This window comes from Afipia felis ATCC 53690, from assembly GCF_000314735.2.
GTDB lineage: Bacteria > Pseudomonadota > Alphaproteobacteria > Rhizobiales > Xanthobacteraceae > Afipia > Afipia felis.
This window is the reverse complement of the sequence record NZ_KB375270.1, coordinates 3,424,008-3,441,176: the sequence shown is the minus strand read 5'-3', so window position 1 is coordinate 3,441,176 and position 17,169 is coordinate 3,424,008. Positions and strand designations below refer to the sequence as shown.

The 17,169-nt window shown below is 61.6% G+C and carries 12 protein-coding genes; 5 read left to right on the top strand and 7 right to left on the bottom strand.

What is annotated here, in order from left to right:
• Positions 1 to 5 precede the first annotated feature (5 nt).
• The 6 genes from HMPREF9697_RS16400 to HMPREF9697_RS16375 form a co-directional block, all read right to left on the bottom strand.
• Complete coding sequence (locus HMPREF9697_RS16400; RefSeq protein ID WP_002718363.1) at positions 6 to 1,643, bottom strand: ABC transporter ATP-binding protein; 1,638 nt, start codon at positions 1,641 to 1,643, stop codon at positions 6 to 8.
• A 5-nt stretch (positions 1,644 to 1,648) separates the two neighbouring features.
• Entirely contained in the window at positions 1,649 to 2,821 is a 1,173-nt protein-coding gene (locus HMPREF9697_RS16395) for an ABC transporter permease (protein WP_002718362.1), read from the bottom strand.
• The gene (locus HMPREF9697_RS16390; RefSeq protein WP_002718361.1) at positions 2,818 to 3,924 is read right to left on the bottom strand and encodes a microcin C ABC transporter permease YejB; all 1,107 of its coding nucleotides are present in this window, start codon (positions 3,922 to 3,924) and stop codon (positions 2,818 to 2,820) included. Before HMPREF9697_RS16390 ends, HMPREF9697_RS16395 begins: the two co-directional genes overlap by 4 nt.
• A 3-nt stretch (positions 3,925 to 3,927) precedes the next feature.
• Positions 3,928 to 5,790 (bottom strand): extracellular solute-binding protein, encoded by a 1,863-nt coding sequence (locus tag HMPREF9697_RS16385; RefSeq protein ID WP_002718360.1) that lies wholly within the window; start codon positions 5,788 to 5,790, stop codon positions 3,928 to 3,930.
• On the bottom strand, positions 5,787 to 7,670 hold the full coding sequence (locus HMPREF9697_RS16380) for an extracellular solute-binding protein (RefSeq protein WP_002718359.1): 1,884 nt from the start codon (positions 7,668 to 7,670) through the stop codon (positions 5,787 to 5,789). The genes HMPREF9697_RS16385 and HMPREF9697_RS16380 overlap by 4 nt, the downstream gene beginning before the upstream one ends.
• A 201-nt stretch (positions 7,671 to 7,871) precedes the next feature.
• Positions 7,872 to 8,390: a c-type cytochrome gene (locus HMPREF9697_RS16375; RefSeq protein WP_002718358.1), complete on the bottom strand. Its 519-nt coding sequence runs from the start codon at positions 8,388 to 8,390 to the stop codon at positions 7,872 to 7,874.
• Between the two features lie 219 nt (positions 8,391 to 8,609).
• Here HMPREF9697_RS16375 and HMPREF9697_RS16370 point away from each other — a divergent pair, with 219 nt between their 5' ends.
• Together HMPREF9697_RS16370 and HMPREF9697_RS16365 are read left to right on the top strand one after the other, a co-directional pair.
• Entirely contained in the window at positions 8,610 to 9,353 is a 744-nt protein-coding gene (locus HMPREF9697_RS16370) for a 3-deoxy-manno-octulosonate cytidylyltransferase (RefSeq protein WP_002718357.1), read from the top strand.
• An 8-nt stretch (positions 9,354 to 9,361) separates the two neighbouring features.
• Positions 9,362 to 10,228 carry a prephenate dehydratase gene (locus tag HMPREF9697_RS16365; RefSeq protein ID WP_040308319.1) on the top strand — a complete coding sequence of 289 codons (867 nt, stop codon included), beginning with the start codon at positions 9,362 to 9,364 and terminating at the stop codon, positions 10,226 to 10,228.
• Positions 10,229 to 10,234: 6 nt separating this feature from the next.
• Here the strand turns inward: HMPREF9697_RS16365 and HMPREF9697_RS16360 are convergent, their stop codons facing one another.
• Positions 10,235 to 11,254 (bottom strand): LLM class flavin-dependent oxidoreductase, encoded by a 1,020-nt coding sequence (locus HMPREF9697_RS16360; RefSeq protein ID WP_002718355.1) that lies wholly within the window; start codon positions 11,252 to 11,254, stop codon positions 10,235 to 10,237.
• A gap of 344 nt (positions 11,255 to 11,598) precedes the next feature.
• On the opposite strand from HMPREF9697_RS16360, the gene metF reads away from it, so the two are divergent.
• The 3 genes from metF to HMPREF9697_RS16345 all read left to right on the top strand — a co-directional run bounded on the left by metF (position 11,599) and on the right by HMPREF9697_RS16345 (position 17,164).
• A complete protein-coding gene (metF, locus tag HMPREF9697_RS16355) occupies positions 11,599 to 12,504 on the top strand; it encodes a methylenetetrahydrofolate reductase [NAD(P)H] (protein ID WP_002718354.1) in 906 nt (301 codons plus the stop codon).
• Between the two features lie 42 nt (positions 12,505 to 12,546).
• On the top strand, positions 12,547 to 16,419 hold the full coding sequence (gene metH, locus HMPREF9697_RS16350; protein ID WP_002718353.1) for a methionine synthase: 3,873 nt from the start codon (positions 12,547 to 12,549) through the stop codon (positions 16,417 to 16,419).
• 226 nt (positions 16,420 to 16,645) lie between these two features.
• A complete protein-coding gene (locus tag HMPREF9697_RS16345) occupies positions 16,646 to 17,164 on the top strand; it encodes a hypothetical protein (protein WP_002718352.1) in 519 nt (172 codons plus the stop codon).
• Positions 17,165 to 17,169 lie beyond the last annotated feature (5 nt).

The window sequence follows — 17,169 nt, the reverse complement described above, 5'->3', positions numbered from 1 at the left end:
TCGCCTCACCCCTCCAGCGCAATCGCCGCATCTGCCTCGATATTGAACGCCGCCGCAAACAGCGCGCGGGTGTAGTCCGTCTTTGGATTCTTGAAGAGTGTCGCCGCCTCCCCTTCTTCCACGACCTTGCCCTGCCGCATCACGATCAGATGGCTCGCGAGTGAGGCCACCACGCGCAGATCGTGGGAAATGAACATGTAGGTGAGATCGCGTTTGCGCTGCAGGCTGCGCAACAGATCGACCATCTGCGCCTGGAATAGCATATCGAGCGCACTGGTCGGCTCATCCAGCACGACGAAATCCGGCTCCAGCACGATGGCACGCGCCACGCTGATGCGCTGGCGCTGCCCGCCGGAGAATTCATGCGGATAGCGAAACCGTACCTGCGGATCGAGGCCGACATCGGTGAGCGCCTTCACCACGCGCGCCTCGCGCTCCGCCGCAGACAATGACGGCTGGTGCACGCTCAGACCCTCGGCAACGATGTCGTTCACCGACATGCGTGGACTGAGCGCTCCGTAAGGATCCTGAAACACGATCTGCATGTCACGCCGGAACGGCCGCATTTCCTTGAAGCGCAGCCCCTGAATGGGCTTGCCGAGAAACACGATGGAGCCATCGGACGAAATCAGCCGCAGCAGCGCGAGACCAAGCGTGGTCTTGCCCGAGCCGGATTCGCCGACCACACCAAGAGTCTCGCCCTTGCGCACCGCAAGCGAGACGCCATCGACGGCCTTGACGTGACCGACCGTGGAGCGCATCAGCCCGCGCTTGATCGGAAACCAGACCTTGAGATCGTCCGCCTGCATCACAATCGGCGCATCGGGACGCGGCGGCGCAGGATCGGGCTTCGGCTCGGCCGCGAGCAGCGCCTTGGTATAGTCGTGCTGGGGCGCGGTGAAAACCTGTTCGACCGGTCCCTGCTCGACGATCTTGCCATTGTTCATGACGCAGACACGGTCCGCGATACGCCGCACGATGCCGAGATCATGCGTGATGAACAGAAGGCTCATACCGAGCCTCGCGCGAATGTCCGCCAGCAGCTTGAGAATCTGCGCCTGCACAGTGACGTCGAGCGCCGTGGTCGGTTCGTCGGCGATCAGAAGATCAGGTTCGTTGGCAAGCGCCATCGCGATCATGACGCGCTGACGCTGCCCACCGGACAATTGATGCGGGTACGCCCCAAGCCTCGTCTCCGGATCGGGAATGCCGACCTGCGCGAGCAACTCCAGTGTGCGGGCGCGCGCGGCCTTGCCGCGCAGGCCGCCGTGGAGCAGCAGCGCCTCGCCGATCTGGTTTTCGATGGTATGGAGCGGATTGAGCGAGGTCATCGGCTCCTGAAAGATGATCGAGATGTCGTTGCCGCGCACCCCACGCATCTCATTCTCGTCGAGCGGCAACAGATCGCGCCCGTTAAACCTGATGCTGCCCGATGGATGTGATGCGGTCGGATAAGGCAGTAGCTTCAGCACCGACAGCGCACTGACGGATTTTCCCGAACCGGACTCGCCGACCAGCGCGACGCATTCGCCACGGTTGATCGTGAACGAAATCCTGTCGACCGCAACGGATGTCTTGCCGCCCTGCCGGAAGGCGACCGATAAATCCTGCACATCAAGCAAGGGCTGTGAGGTTGTGTCCATGCTCCTCACTCGAACGTCTTGCGCGGATCGAAGGCGTCACGCACGGCTTCGCCGATGAAGATCAACAGCGACAACATGATCGCAAGCGAGAAGAAGCCGGACAGGCCGAGCCACGGCGCCTGAATATTGGCTTTGGCCTGCGACAGCAGTTCGCCGAGCGAGGGCGAGCCCGGCGGCAGGCCAAAGCCCAGAAAATCCAGCGCCGTCAGCGTCATCACCGACGACGACACGATGAAGGGCAGGAACGTCATGGTCGCAACCATCGCGTTCGGCAGCAGATGGCGGAACATGATGACACGATCGGAAACGCCGAGCGCACGTGCCGCCTGGATGTATTCAAAATTTCGCCCGCGCAGGAATTCCGCGCGCACAAGCCCCACCAGCGACACCCAGGAGAATAGCAGCAGAATACCGAGCAGCACGAAGAAACCCGGCACCAGAATCGAGGACAGAATCAGAAGCAGATAAAGCGAGGGGATCGCGGTCCACACTTCGATAAAGCGCTGGAAGCCAAGATCGATCCAGCCGCCGAAGTACCCCTGAATGCCGCCTGCCGCGACGCCAACAATCGAAGAAACAATCGTCAACGCGAGACCGAACAGCACGGAAATGCGGAAGCCGTAGATCAGCCGCGCCACCACGTCGCGCCCCTGATCGTCGGTACCGAGCCAGTTGTATTCGAGATCCCGACAGCTTTTCAGTCCCTTGCGCTCCACGACCGGCGCGCATTCCTTCTCGGTCAACATCCATGTCGGCTTGGAGGGAGCGGGCGTCGGCAGATCGAGATTATGGGTGTCGTAGGAATAGCGGATCAGCGGCCAGACGATGCGACCGCCCTTCTCCGCGATCATTTTCTGCAGATAAGGATCGCGATAGTCAGCCGCCGTCTCGAAATCGCCACCGAATGTCGTCTCCGGATAGGTGACGAAAGCAGGGAAATACAAATGCCCATCGTACTGGATCAGAAACGGCCGATCATTCGCGATCAATTCCGCGAACAGCGAGACGATGAACAGAATTGAGAAGATCCAGAACGACCAGTAGCCGCGACGGTTGGCCTTGAAATTCTGCCAGCGCCGCCGATTGAGCGGCGACAGCTGCAATCCGTGCTGCGATGCCGGTACAGCCTCCCCGAGCGGCGACAGGCTTTTCGTCTCGATCGGCGGCGTGACACTCATGCCTGACGCGCCTCGAAATCGATTCGCGGATCGACCCACATGTAAGTCAGGTCGGAGAGCAGGTTCACGACGAGACCCACCAGCGAGAAGATGAACAGCGTTCCGAACACCACGGGATAGTCGCGGTTCAGAACACTTTCGAAGCCGAGCAATCCGAGGCCGTCGAGCGAGAAGATCGTCTCGATCAGCAGCGAGCCGGAGAAGAACGCATGGACGAACGCGCCGGGGAATCCGGCGATCACGATCAGCATCGCGTTGCGGAAAATGTGCCCGTAAAGCACGCGATGCTCGCTGCATCCTTTGGCGCGCGCGGTCATGACATATTGCTTGCGGATTTCGTCGAGGAACGAATTCTTGGTCAGCAGCGTCATGGTCGCGAACGAACTCAGCGCCATCGATAGCAGCGGCAACGTCAGATGCCAGAAGTAATCGATGATCTTCCAGTACCACGGAAACTGCGACCAGCCGTCCGAAGTCAGCCCGCGCAGCGGGAAAATGTCGTAGAACGAACCGCCTGCGAACAGGATGATGAGCAGGATCGCGAACATGAAACCCGGAATCGCGAAGCCAACGATAATGACCGCTGAGGTCCATGTATCGAAGCGCGAGCCGTCCGCCACCGCCTTGCGGATGCCGAGTGGAATCGAGATCAGGTAAGTTAGCAGCGTCATCCAGATGCCGAGCGACATTGACACCGGCAGCTTCTCCTTGATGAGCTGCAGCACGCTGACATCGCGGAAATAACTCTTGCCGAAATCGAAGCGAGCGAAATTCCACAGCATCAGCGCGAAACGTTCCGGTGCCGGCTTATCGAAGCCGAACTGCTTCTCGAGGCTCTTGATGAATTCGGGATCGAGCCCCTGCGCGCCACGATATTTCGAATTCACCGCATCCATCGAGGCGCCCGGAGCGCCGCGCGCACCGAGATCTCCGCCACCGCCAGAAATGCGCGAACTCGCACCCGTATCGGCGCCCGACAACTGCGCGATCACCCGCTCCACCGGCCCACCCGGCGCGAACTGCACGACCACAAAGGACACAAACAGGATGCCGAACAGCGTCGGCACCATCAGCAGGATGCGGCGAGCGATATAGGCAACCATCGGTTATTTCGCCTGTTCGGGCTTCGATGCCTTCGCGGCATCGTACCACCATAGGTCCGGCACGCCCACGCCCGCATAGCGCGGCAGTTTCGCCGGATGACCGAACACGTCCCAGTACGCGATGGGATGGTTGTTACGGTACCATTGCGGCACCCAATAGCGGCCGGCGCGAAACACCCGGTCGAACGCATGGCAGGCGATGCGCAATTCGTCACGACTGTTGGCGGCAATGATCTTCTCGATCAGCGCATCGAGCACGGGGCTGGCCACGCCCGACAGATTGTTCGACCCCTTGATTGCGGCGGCTTGCGACGAAAAGAACGTGCGCAATGCCTCGCCCGGCGTCGATGCCATCGAGAACCGCTCAATGGTGACGTCGAAATCGAAATCGTCGCGGCGGGCGCGATATTGTACAGGGTCCACCACGCGCAAACTTGCATCGATGCCGAGCACACCGAGATTCTTGATGTAGGGCGCGTGATGCGGCTGGAACGACGGCTCATCCAGCAGGAACTCGAGCGTGAAGCGTTGGCCCGACTTCGAGACGCGCTTGCCGTCCTTGATCGTCCAGCCCGCCTCCTGCAGCAGATGTGCTGCCTTCCGCAGCAGCGCGCGGTCCTGACCCGAGCCGTCGCTCACCGGCGGCACGAACGGCTCGCCGAACACTTCGTCCGGCACCTGCCCGCGGAACGGCTCGAGCAGCTTGAGCTCGTCGGCGTCTGGTACACCCGTAGCCATCAAATCGGAATTCTGGAATGGCGAGACAGTGCGCGCATATGCGCCATACATGATGGTCTTGTTGGTCCATTCGAAATCGAAGGCACAGCCGAGTGCCTCACGCACGCGCGGGTCCTTGAACTGCTCGCGCCGCAGATTGATAAACCAGCCTTGCGCGCCGGACGGCGTGTCGTCCGGCAGCGTTTCGCGCTTCACCCGACCATCCTTGATCGCGGGAAAATCATAGCGCGTCGCCCACACGCGCGCGGTGAATTCCTCGCGGTAGAGATAGTTGCGCGCGGTGAAGCCTTCGAACGCAACGTCACGGTCGCGATAGAATTCGTAACGCACAGTATCGAAGTTGAAAGCACCTTTCGAAACGGGAAGATCGCGTCCCCACCAGTCCTTGACGCGGTCGTACTCGATAAAGCGCCCGACCTCGAACTTGCCGACCTTGTAGGGTCCTGAGCCGAGCGGAATGTCCAGCGTCGATTCCTCGAACGGCTGCTTGGCGTAATAGGTACGCGAGAAAACCGGCAGCGAGGCAACGTAGAGCGGCACGTCGCGCGCGCGGTTCGGCGCAAAGGTCACCACCAACGCATCGTCGTCCGGCGCGTCGGCCTTGATGACGTCGCGCATCTGCTGACGGATGATCGGATGGCCCTTCTCTTTCAGGATGTTCAATGAAAAGGCAGCATCCTTCGCCGTCAGGCGTGAGCCGTCGTGAAAACGCGCCTCAGGTCGCATCTTGAAACGATAGGTCAGACCGTCAGCGGAAATCTGCACGCCGCTTGCAGCCAAGCCATACATCGCATCTGGTTCATCGCCGGAGCGCGCCATCAGCGCGGTGAAGGTCTGCTCCATGCCGATGGCACCGTCACCCTTCAGAATAAACGCGTTGAGCGAATTGAAGGTCTGGAACGACTGATTGTAGGAGCGACTCGAGGGCACCGTCGAGAACAGCCCGCCCTTCGGTGCGCTGACGTTGACGTAGTCGAACTGCTTGAAGTCCTTCGGGTACTTCAGGTCACCGAAGGCCGACATGCCGTGCACAAAATTTGCGTTATCAGCGAACACCGGCTTGACGGCGCAGGCGAGTGCAGCGCCACCGCCAAGCACCAGAACGTGTCGGCGCGAAACCCGCGTCAAGAGCGCCGCCCGGTCTTGCCCGCCTTGTCGGCGTCGAACCACCAGATGTCTGGGAAAGCGGACATGCCGTATTTCGGCATCTCAGGTGGGCGGCCGAAACGATCCCATCGCGCGGTGCGGATCTTGCCGTAAGTCCATTGCGGCACAACGAAATGATGCCAGAGCAGCACGCGATCCAGCGCCTTGGTCGCCGCAACGAGGTCGTCGCGATCCTTGGCGTAGATGACGCGCCCGATCAGTTTATCGATCGCGGCATCCTTGATGCCGATGATATTGCGCGAGCCCGGCATGTCGGCGGCCTGCGAGCCCCAGAACTCACGCTGCTCGTTGCCCGGCGACAGCGACTCCGCCCACGAGTTCACCACCACGTCGAAGTCCCAGTTGCGCAAACGATTCTCGTACTGGGTCGCGTCGACTGTGCGCACATTCACCGTCATGCCCATGCGCTCCAGCGACGGCTTGAAGAACAGCAACACGCGCTCGAAGCTCGGATCGTAGGTGAGGAGTTCGACCTCGAACGGCGCGCCGGTCTTGCCATCGACGAGCTTGCGATCCTTGATCTCGTAACCGGCCGATTTGAGAAGCCGCAGACCTTCGCGCAGATTGTTGCGCACATTCTCCGGCGAGCCGCCAACCGGATTGGTGTATTGCGCAGTGAAGACCTCGGGCGGCACCTGACCTCGAACCGTTTCAAGAATCTCGAGCTCGCGACCCTGCGGCAGACCGCTCGATGCAAGTTCGGTGCCTTCGAAGTAGCTCGCGATGCGCGTGTACTGGCCGAAGAAAATCTGCCGGTTCATTTCCTCGAAATCGAAGGCGAAATTCATCGCGCGGCGCACGCGCGCATCCTTGAACCTGTCGCGCCGGATGTTGAACGCAAATGCCTGCATGATGCCGACGGTGCGGTTGGGAAACTCCTCCAGCACCACGCGCTTGTCTGCCACTGCCGGAAAGTCGTAGGCAGTCGCCCAATTCTTGGCGCTGTTCTCGGTGCGCCAGTCGATCTGGTCGCCCTTGAAAGCTTCCAGCGCCACCGTCGAGTCGCGGAAATATTCGTAGCGCAACTCGTCGAAATTGTTACGACCGACATTCACATTGATGTCGCGCCCCCAATACTCCTTCACGCGCTCGAGCACGATCGAGCGGCCCGGCACGAAACTCTTGATCTTGTAGGGGCCGCAAGAAAGCGGCGGCTCGAGCGTTGTCGCGCCGATGTCGCGTGGCTTGCCCGCGCTGTCCTTGCCTTCCCAATAGTGCTTGGGCAGCACCGTCAACTGGCCGAGAATCTGCGGCAGCTCGCGATTGCCCGGCGCATCGAAGGTGAACTTGACCTCGCGGTCGCCAGCCTTCTCCGCCTTGGTGACATGGCGATAATAGGCGGAATAAAACGGGTGATATTTCTTGAACGCCTCAAGCGAGAAGATGACATCATCCGGCGTCACCGGCTTGCCGTCATGCCATTTCGCTTCCTTGCGCAGGCGATAGGTCACGGACGAATAATCCGCCGGGTAGCTCATCGCTTCCGCAAGCAGACCGTATTGGGTGGACACTTCGTCGAGCGCGGACACCGTCAGTGCCTCATAGATCTCACCGATGGCGCCGATTGATCCCTTCACGCCGGCAACGACCATGTTGAAATTGTCGAACGTGCCAAGCGCGGTCTGCCGCACCACGCCGCCCTTCGGCGCGGCCGCATTGACGTAATCGAAGTGCGGAAAATTCGCCGGATACTTCACGTCGCCGAACAGCGACAGGCCGTGTGTCCACGCGCCATCCCTGGCGGGTGCCGTTTCGGCGAAGGCCGGCCGGACAGAGCTGAGGAGAGGAAACGAGGCGGCGAACGCACCGCTGCGAAGGAGTTGGCGTCGGGAAATCGGCAACCGTCAAAATCCTGTTGGTTGTGAAATAAACGCAACGCCGCAGAGCGCGACCGCTTTACCGTCCGCGTTCATTATGTCGGTTTTTGGATGTGATGCCAGCCTGTTGAAACGATAAATCCGCGCGACGATGTCGCGCGGATTCTAAAAATTCGTTTAGGCTGGAACGTGCGCTTGAGCGAACGTGACCGTACTAACTTGACCTTACTTGAGAGTCTCAAGATAGGCGATCAGATCGGCGCGCTCGGAGTCCTTGCTGATACCCGCGAAGCCCATCGCCGTGCCGGGGACGAAACCCTTCGGGCTCTTGATGAACTCGTTGAGGTCCTCGACGCTCCAGTTGCCGCCCTTGGCCTTCATGGCCGCCGAGAAGTTGAAGCCGCCGCGGCCCTGGCCACGCGGCTCGTCGACGATACCAAACAGGTTCGGACCGACCTTGTTCGCGCCGCCCTTCTCGAAGGTGTGGCAGGCTGCGCACTTCTTGGAAACCGCCTGGCCCTTCTCGGCCGAGGCCGTTTTAAGGAGGTCCTTGATCGGCACTTCGGGCGCCGCCTTGGCTGCCTCGCCGCCGCCAGCCGCCGCTTCCTTCACCGCGATCTCAAAGCCCGGCTTGGCCGGCGCCTTCGGAGCGAAAATCGCGTGGGCAGCAAAATTCGTCACCAGCAAAACAAGGCAGGTACCGAGAATCGCACCCATGATCTTGTTGAGTTCGAAAGAGTCCATTTCAGATCAGGCTCCGGGCCGGGAAATTGACCTGATGCCTTGCATTTTCCGCTGAAAAACGGACCAAAACATCAGTGCAGGGTCAGCTACGCGCCGCTCGAAGGGCAGCGCCGAGGGAATAACGGTTTGCCCGGCTTCTGGCAACCCGTATAAATGTCCCGGTCTCGCAAATATCCCGCGTTTCCGTGCGTTTCCAGCCCCGCAAGCCCGGCCCCTTCCATGACCGAACAAGACACCCTGGTCCTGATTCCCGCCCGCATGGCGGCGTCGCGACTGCCGGGAAAACCGCTTCTGGATATCGCCGGACTGCCGATGATCGTCCATGTCCTGCGCCGGGCGCAGGCGGCGCGACTCGGGCGCGTCGCGGTGGCGACCGATTCGGCCGAAATCGCCGCCGCGGTCACAGCCCAGGGCGGCGAAGCCGTGATGACTCGCGCCGACCATCCCTCCGGATCGGATCGCATTTTCGAGGCACTGGACAAGCTCGACGGCAATGGGGGTATCAACACCATCATCAACGTCCAGGGCGATCTGCCGACCATCGCGCCGGGTGATATTCGCGCCGTACTGCAGCCCTTCTCGGAGCCCGCCGTGGAGATCTCCACCCTGGCCGCGGAAATCCGCATTCCGGAAGAACACGGCAATTCCAACGTGGTGAAGGTGGTCGGCTCGCCGCTGTCCCATAACACGCTACGCGCGCTGTATTTTACCCGCGCCACCGCGCCCTATGGCGAGGGACCGCGCTATCATCACATCGGGCTCTATGCCTATCGTCGCGCGGCGCTGACGCGGTTCGTCGGGATGCCGCCCTCGCCCCTTGAGCAGCGCGAGAAGCTCGAACAATTGCGCGCACTGGAAGCGGGCATGAGGATCGACGTCCGGATCGTCGATTCGGTGCCGCTCGGGGTCGACACCCCTCACGATCTGGACGCCGCACGGCGGACACTGGCAAAACAGGCATGACGACGAGCATGACAACAAAACCGATAACCATCGCTTTTCAGGGCGAGCCCGGCGCGAATTCGCATATCGCGATCGACGAAGCCTATCCCGGAGCCAAGGCGTTGCCCTGTCCGACCTTTGAGGATGCGCTGGCCGCGATTTCATCGGGCGAAGCCGACCTCGGCATGATCCCAATCGAGAACTCGGTCGCGGGTCGCGTCGCGGACATCCATCATCTGCTGCCGCAATCGAACCTGTTCATCGTCGGTGAATGGTTCCTGCCGATCCATCATCAATTGATGGCGCCGCGCGGCGCGACGCTCGAAGGCCTCAAGACCATAGAAAGCCACGTCCACGCGCTCGGCCAGTGCCGTAACATCATCCGCAAGCTCGGACTGCGCTCGATCGTCAGCCCGGACACCGCAGGCTCCGCCCGCACCATCGCGGCAGCGGGCGACAAGACCCGCGCCGCGCTCGCACCGAAGATCGCTGCCGACATCTACAATCTCGACATCTTGGCCGAAGACGTCGAGGATGAGCACCACAACACCACGCGCTTCGTTATCCTGGCGCGCGAACCGAAATGGGCGCCGCACGATTCCGGCGCCACCGTGACCTCCTTTGTCTTCCGTGTGCGCAACCTGCCGGCTGCGCTCTACAAGGCGCTCGGCGGCTTCGCGACCAACGGCGTCAACATGACCAAGCTGGAAAGCTACATGGTGGACGGCAATTTCGCCGCTACGCAGTTTTTCGCCGACGTCGACGGCCACCCGGACGACCAGAACCTCGCCTATGCGCTGGAAGAGTTGAAGTTCTTCTCGGCGGAGCTGCGTATCGTCGGTGTTTATCCGGCGCACCCGTTCCGTATCGCGTTCAACAACAGGATCATCAAGTAGACGGCGTTACGCCGCCGCCGGCTTGTTCAGCCCGAATGCCTCGGCGAGTAACCCGTAGGAGCGTTTGCGCGCGTCGTGATCGTAGATCGCGCTCGTCACCATCACCTCATCGGCTTGGCTTTCCTCGATCAGCGGCATCAGCCGTGACATCACCGTCGCCGGACTGCCGACGAACAGCTTCGCGCGGTTGCGTGCAATGATCGCACGGTCGGCTTCGGTGTACGGATAGGCCTTCGCTTCCGCGATGCTCGGAATCGGCAGATACGCGCCGCGCTCGCGCTGCAGGCGATTGAGGTCCATCGACATCGCCAATTCCTCGGCCTCCGCGTCGGTCGGTGCAGCGACGATGGCGACCGCAAGAATGCCGTGCGGCGTCTGCCGCCAGTGCGAGGGGCGGAAATGCGCTCGATAATGCGTGAGCGCCGCAACCGCATCGAACGATGCGAAATGGTGGGCGAAAGCGAAGCCCATCCCGACCTGTGCCGCCAGTTGCGCGCTGTAGTCGCTGGAGCCGAGCAGCCACAGCGGCGGCAGCGGCGTATCGTCCGGCATCGCGACGACCTTGTTGAAGGGATGATCCGGTGGAAATTCCCGCGTCTCCCACAACATCAATTCCTGCAGCCGCTCCAGAAAATCATCGCCCGGCCGCACTTCCAGCCGGTTACGGAGCGCGTAAGCCGTCACGCCATCGGTACCCGGCGCACGACCGAGGCCTAAATCGATACGCCCGGGAAACAACGCCTCCAGCATCTTGAAGCGCTCGGCCACGACAAGCGGCGCGTGGTTCGGCAGCATCACGCCGCCTGACCCGACATGGATGCGCTGCGTAGCCGCTGCGATCTGCCCGATCATGAGATCGGGCGCAGGGCTTGCGACGGACGCGAGCCCATGATGCTCGGCGAGCCAATAGCGGGTGTAGCCGAGCCGGTCGGCCTCCTGCGCAAGGTCGATGCTGTTGCGCAGCGCCTGTGCGGGTTTGGTACCGGTGGTGACGACGGAGAGATCGAGAACAGACAAGGGAGGCATAGGCTCTCAGGTAATGGCTGCGCCGCCGCGCTCAAGTCGCCGGTGGGCAACGCCAGCCGGAAAAGTCCATCTTGGCCTACTCCATTTCGCCATTCCCGCCCATGGCCTGACGATCCCTTGCGGCTTTCGTTGAAGTACAGCCTTGTCGGGGTCGTGACACGGCCCACTCGCCCCTCAAGAACTGGACTTTTTGGAGTTATTTCCCATGTTATGGGCAATTTCCCACTGTGATAGAGGCCGCAGTGGGCTGTCCGGGCGGACCGATATGGCCTATTTTGCCGTTTGCGCGGTAGGCTTTCGCCACCGCGCGCCACACTCACATTCCAGCCGGCTCCCGAGGCGTCATGAGCGACACCAACCCATCTGCCCATACGCAGGCCAAGCGACCCGCGATCTCGTTCGAGTTCTTCCCGCCGAAGACCGAGGAGATGGAGCAGAATCTGTGGGGCGTCATCAATCGCCTCGCGCCGCTGACGCCGAATTTTGTCTCCGTGACCTACGGCGCGGGCGGCTCGACGCGCGAGCGCACCCATTCGACCATCAAGCGCATCCTCGATGAGACCAGCCTGACTCCGGCTGCGCATCTGACCTGCGTCGACGCAACATGCGCCGACATCGACGACGTGGTTGACCGCTATCACGAGATCGGCGTGCGTCACATCGTGGCGCTGCGCGGCGATCCGTCGGGCGGCATCGGCACCGCCTATCGGGCACACCCGGAAGGGTATCAGACCTCCGCCGATCTCGTTGCCTCGATCAGACGTCGCCACCCGGACATGGAAGTCACCGTCTCGGCCTATCCGGAGAAACATCCCGAGAGCGCGACCATTGACGCCGATATCGACGTCCTTAAGGCCAAGGTCGATGCGGGAGCGGCACGCGCCATCACCCAGTTCTTCTTCGACAACGATCTCTACTTCCGTTACCTCGACCGCGTCCGCAAAGCCGGCATTGAAATTCCGATCGTGCCCGGCATCCTGCCGGTACAGAACTTCAAACTGGCGAAGAATTTCGCCGAGCGCGCTGGAGCCACCGTGCCGGACTGGCTCGCCGCGAAATTCGAGGGTCTCGACGACGATGCCGAGACCCGCAAGCTCGTCGCCGCGACCGTCGCCGCGGGCCAGGTGCAGAAGCTGGCCAAGCAGGGCGTCGAGAATTTCCATTTCTACACCATGAACCGCGCCGACCTCGTGTTTGCCATCAGCCATCTGCTCGGCATCCGTCCGAACGGATCGCAGCAAGCCGCTTAGTGTTTTTTTTCGTCATGCCCGCTTCTGTCGCGGACGTGACGCATGCAGGGTAATGCCGTGAGTAAAGTGACCTCTCCCACCGCCGACAAATTCCGCGCCCTCGCACGCGAGCGCATTCTGGTGCTCGACGGCGCCATGGGCACGATGATCCAGCGGCTCGAGCTCGACGAGGCCGCGTTCCGCGGCGAACGCTTCAAGGATTTTCACCGCGACGTCCGCGGCAACAACGACCTGTTGATCCTGACCCAGCCGCAGGCAATCGAGGACATTCACTACGAATACCTGAAAGCCGGCGCGGACATCGTCGAAACCAACACCTTCTCCTCGACCTCGATCGCGCAGGCCGACTACGACATGTCGGAGCTCGCCTATGAGTTGAACCACGAGGGCGCACGGCTCGCGCGCAACGCCGCCAACCGCGCCGAGGCAGATGACGGCAAGCCGCGCTTCGTCGCGGGCGCGCTAGGCCCGACCAACCGCACCGCCTCGATCTCGCCGGACGTCGCCAACCCCGGCTATCGCGCGGTGACGTTCGACGATCTGCGCATCGCCTACAGCGAGCAGATCAACGGCCTGCTCGACGGCGGCGCCGACCTGCTGCTGGTCGAAACCATTTTCGATACGCTCAACGCCAAGGCCGCTCTCTACGCCATCGCGGAAATCTGCGAGGCGCGCGGCATTGACGTGCCGATCATGATTTCAGGCACCATCACCGACAAATCCGGCCGCCTGCTGTCCGGCCAGATGCCGGAAGCGTTCTGGTATTCGGTGCAACACGCGAACCCGATCACCATCGGCTTCAACTGCGCGCTCGGCGCCGAAGACCTGCGGGCCCACATCGCCGATATCGGCCGCGTCGCCGATACGCTCATCTGCGCTTACCCGAACGCCGGTCTGCCGAACGAGTTCGGCCAGTATGACGAGACGCCGGAATACATGGCGCGCCTCGTCGGCGAGTTCGCCGAAGCCGGTCTCGTCAACGTCGTCGGCGGTTGCTGCGGCACCACGCCGGACCACATTGGCGCAATTGCGCGGGCCGTCGCACCACATAAGCCGCGCGTGGTGCCCGCCATCGAGCCAAGGCTGCGATTGTCCGGCCTTGAACCCTTCGTGCTCACCAACGACATTCCGTTCGTCAATGTCGGCGAGCGCACCAACGTCACCGGCTCGGCGCGCTTCCGCAAGCTCATCAAGGAAGGCAACTACACCGCAGCACTTCAGGTCGCCCGCGATCAGGTCGAGAACGGCGCGCAGGTGATCGACGTCAACATGGACGAGGGCCTGCTCGACTCCAAGCAGGCGATGATCGAATTCCTCAACCTCGTCGCATCAGAGCCTGACATCGCCAAGGTGCCGGTGATGGTCGACTCCTCGAAGTTCGAAGTGATCGAGGCCGGACTGAAATGCGTGCAGGGCAAGCCGATCGTCAACTCCATCTCGATGAAAGAGGGCGAGGAGAAGTTTCTGCACGAGGCGCTGATCGCCCGCCGCCACGGCGCGGCGGTCGTGGTCATGGCCTTCGACGAGACCGGACAGGCAGACACCTATGAGCGCAAGATCGAGATTTGCAAACGCGCCTATGATCTGTTGACGACGAAGCTCGACTTCCCGCCGCAGGACATCATCTTCGATCCCAACATCTTCGCCATCGCTACCGGCCTTGAAGAGCACAACAACTACGGCGTCGACTTCATCGAGGCGACGCGCTGGATCCGCCAGAACCTCCCGCACGCGCATATCTCCGGCGGCGTCTCGAACCTGTCGTTCTCGTTCCGCGGCAACGAACCGGTGCGCGAGGCGATGCATTCGGTGTTCCTGTACTACGCCATCAAGGCGGGCATGGACATGGGCATCGTCAATGCCGGGCAGATGGTGATCTATGACGACATCGATCCCGAACTGCGCAACGTCTGCGAGGACGTCATCCTCAACCGCGACCCCGGCGCATCCGAGCGTCTGTTGCAGCTTGCGGAAAAATTCCGCGGCCAGGGCAAGCAGGTCAAGGAGCAGGATCTTAGCTGGCGCGAATGGCCGGTCGAGAAGCGGCTCGCGCACGCGCTCGTCAACGGCATCACCGAATACATCGAGATCGACACCGAAGAAGCGCGTCAGACCGTCGATCGTCCGCTCTCGGTGATCGAAGGTCCGCTGATGGACGGCATGAACGTCGTCGGCGACCTGTTCGGCTCGGGCAAGATGTTCCTGCCGCAGGTGGTGAAGTCTGCTCGCGTCATGAAGCAGGCGGTCGCCTATCTGATGCCGTTCATGGAAGAAGAGAAGGAGCGGAACAGGGCTGCAGGCCTTGCCGAAGGCCAGCGCTCATCCGCCGGCAAGATCGTGATGGCGACGGTAAAGGGCGATGTCCACGACATCGGCAAGAACATCGTCGGCATCGTGCTTCAGTGCAACAATTTCGAGGTGATCGACCTCGGCGTCATGGTGCCCGCCAACAAGATTTTGGAAACCGCAAAGAACGAAGGCGCTGACATCATCGGCCTGTCCGGGCTGATTACGCCTTCTCTGGATGAAATGGTGTTCGTCGCCTCCGAAATGGAGCGGCAGGGCTTCGACATTCCGCTGCTGATCGGTGGCGCGACCACGAGCCGCGTCCATACCGCCGTGAAGATCGACCCGCGCTATCGCAAAGGCCCGGTGGTGCATGTCAACGACGCGAGCCGCGCGGTCGGCGTCGCTTCCTCACTGCTGTCATCCGAGAAGCGCGACGAATACATCTCCGAAGTTCGCGCCGACTATACCAAGATCGCGGACGCACATTTCCGCGCCCAGCAGAACAAGAAGCGGCTGTCTCTTGAGGCGGCGCGCGCCAATGCTCTGAAGATCGACTGGTCGAAGGCCACGCCGAAGAAGCCTTCATTCCTCGGCGTGAAGAACTTCAGCAACTACTCGCTGGCGGAACTGGCCGAATACATCGACTGGACGCCGTTCTTCCAGGCCTGGGAGTTGTCGGGGCGCTTCCCTGCGATCCTGAAGGATCCCAATGTCGGCGAGGTCGCGCAGTCGCTCTACAACGACGCGCGCAAGATGCTCGACACCATCATCAAGGAGAACTGGTTCACCGCCAACGCCACCATCGGCTTCTGGCCCGCCAACTCCGATGGCGACGACGTCACGCTCTACAGCGACGAAGCCCGTACCAAGCCGCTTGCGACACTGCACACACTGCGCCAGCAACTCGAGAAGCGCGAAGGCCGCCATAACCTCGCGCTGTCGGATTTCATCGCACCGAAGCAAAGCGGCGTCGCCGACTACATCGGCGCGTTCGTCGTAACCGCCGGCATCGGCGAAGAAGCGATCACCATGCGCTTCAAAAAAGCGAACGACGATTACTCCTCGATCATCGTCAAGGCGCTCGCGGATCGTCTCGCCGAGGCGTTCGCCGAACGGATGCACCAGCGCGTCCGCATGGAGCTGTGGGGCTATGCGGCCGACGAAACGCTCTCGAACGACGATCTGATCCTCGAGAAGTATCAAGGCATTCGTCCGGCTCCAGGCTATCCTGCGCAACCCGACCACAACGAGAAGACGACGATCTTCAAGCTGCTCGATGCCGAGCGCAATGCGGGCGTGACGCTGACGGAGAGCCTCGCAATGTGGCCGGGCTCGTCGGTGTCCGGCATCTATTACAGCCACCCGCAAAGCGAGTATTTCGGCGTCGGCAAAATCGAGCGCGATCAGGTCGAGGATTACGCCGAGCGCATCGGTACGACTGTCGCGGACACCGAACGTTCGCTCGCACCAGTCTTGAACTATATTCCGGCCAGCGAACCTCAGCCGCCTGCACCCGCGGAAGACGACATCGCAAACCTGCCGCCTGCGCAGCATCCGCCCGGCTGCGGCTGCGCCATCCATATGCGACTGAACATGAAGCCGCGCACGGATGCACGACCGGGCTAAGGGCACCGTATTTTTCCGAAGATTTTCAGAAAAGGCCGAACGGAACCTCGATTCCGTTCGGCCTTTTGCCGTTCACGTCTGAGTGAGGCGATCCCTAGGTGGAACTTGCATCTGCGCCGGTTCGTTCTGCCCGCACAGCGCCGGAAATTTGACGGCGTTGCGCCACGCCGGAACCTTCTCCTCCGGCCTTCTCATAAAATTTCGCAATAGAAAAAGGAGATTCACTGTGACCAAGGCAACTCTCCTCGCAGCCACCGCCGCGATCGCGCTCATCGCAACACCTGCGCTCGCACAGGATACGGCTCAACCGCATTCGAAGATGCACATGAAGTCCATGCGCCCTCATGCCGTGCACCATGCTCGCGCCATGCGCTCGGGCGATCGCCTTGCGCGACGCGATGAGTTCCACACCCGGGGCCGCCGAAGCGGCTTCTGGCCTGCCGATACCGCAGCCGGCATTGCCGGCGGCGCAGTCGCGACCGCTGGTGCGATTGCAACAGCACCTTTCCGTGGCGGTTATGACAACGGCTACTATGGAGAGTATCGCCGACCTTATGGCGATGTCGCCTACCGCAACGATTACCGCCACGACAACACCTTTGCGTCGATGGACGAAGGTTTCGGCCCATATAACTATGACGGCACCGCCATTCCGGGCTCACCGAGCTTCGACGCCCGCAATGGCTTTACCTGCCGTCCCGGCACCATCATCAAGCTGAACGGGCAGCCTACGCTCTGCCAGTAAACAGG

Excerpts from the sequence above, each read along its gene's own strand:
- HMPREF9697_RS16400 (WP_002718363.1), bottom strand. The coding sequence starts at position 1,643 with ATGGACACAACCTCACAGCCCTTGCTTGATGTGCAGGATTTATCGGTC.
- HMPREF9697_RS16395 (WP_002718362.1), bottom strand. The coding sequence starts at position 2,821 with ATGAGTGTCACGCCGCCGATCGAGACGAAAAGCCTGTCGCCGCTCGGG.
- HMPREF9697_RS16390 (WP_002718361.1), bottom strand. The coding sequence starts at position 3,924 with ATGGTTGCCTATATCGCTCGCCGCATCCTGCTGATGGTGCCGACGCTG.
- HMPREF9697_RS16375 (WP_002718358.1), bottom strand. The coding sequence starts at position 8,390 with ATGGACTCTTTCGAACTCAACAAGATCATGGGTGCGATTCTCGGTACC.
- HMPREF9697_RS16370 (WP_002718357.1), top strand. The coding sequence starts at position 8,610 with ATGACCGAACAAGACACCCTGGTCCTGATTCCCGCCCGCATGGCGGCG.
- HMPREF9697_RS16365 (WP_040308319.1), top strand. The coding sequence starts at position 9,362 with ATGACAACAAAACCGATAACCATCGCTTTTCAGGGCGAGCCCGGCGCG.
- HMPREF9697_RS16360 (WP_002718355.1), bottom strand. The coding sequence starts at position 11,254 with ATGCCTCCCTTGTCTGTTCTCGATCTCTCCGTCGTCACCACCGGTACC.
- metF (WP_002718354.1), top strand. The coding sequence starts at position 11,599 with ATGAGCGACACCAACCCATCTGCCCATACGCAGGCCAAGCGACCCGCG.
- metH (WP_002718353.1), top strand. The coding sequence starts at position 12,547 with ATGCAGGGTAATGCCGTGAGTAAAGTGACCTCTCCCACCGCCGACAAA.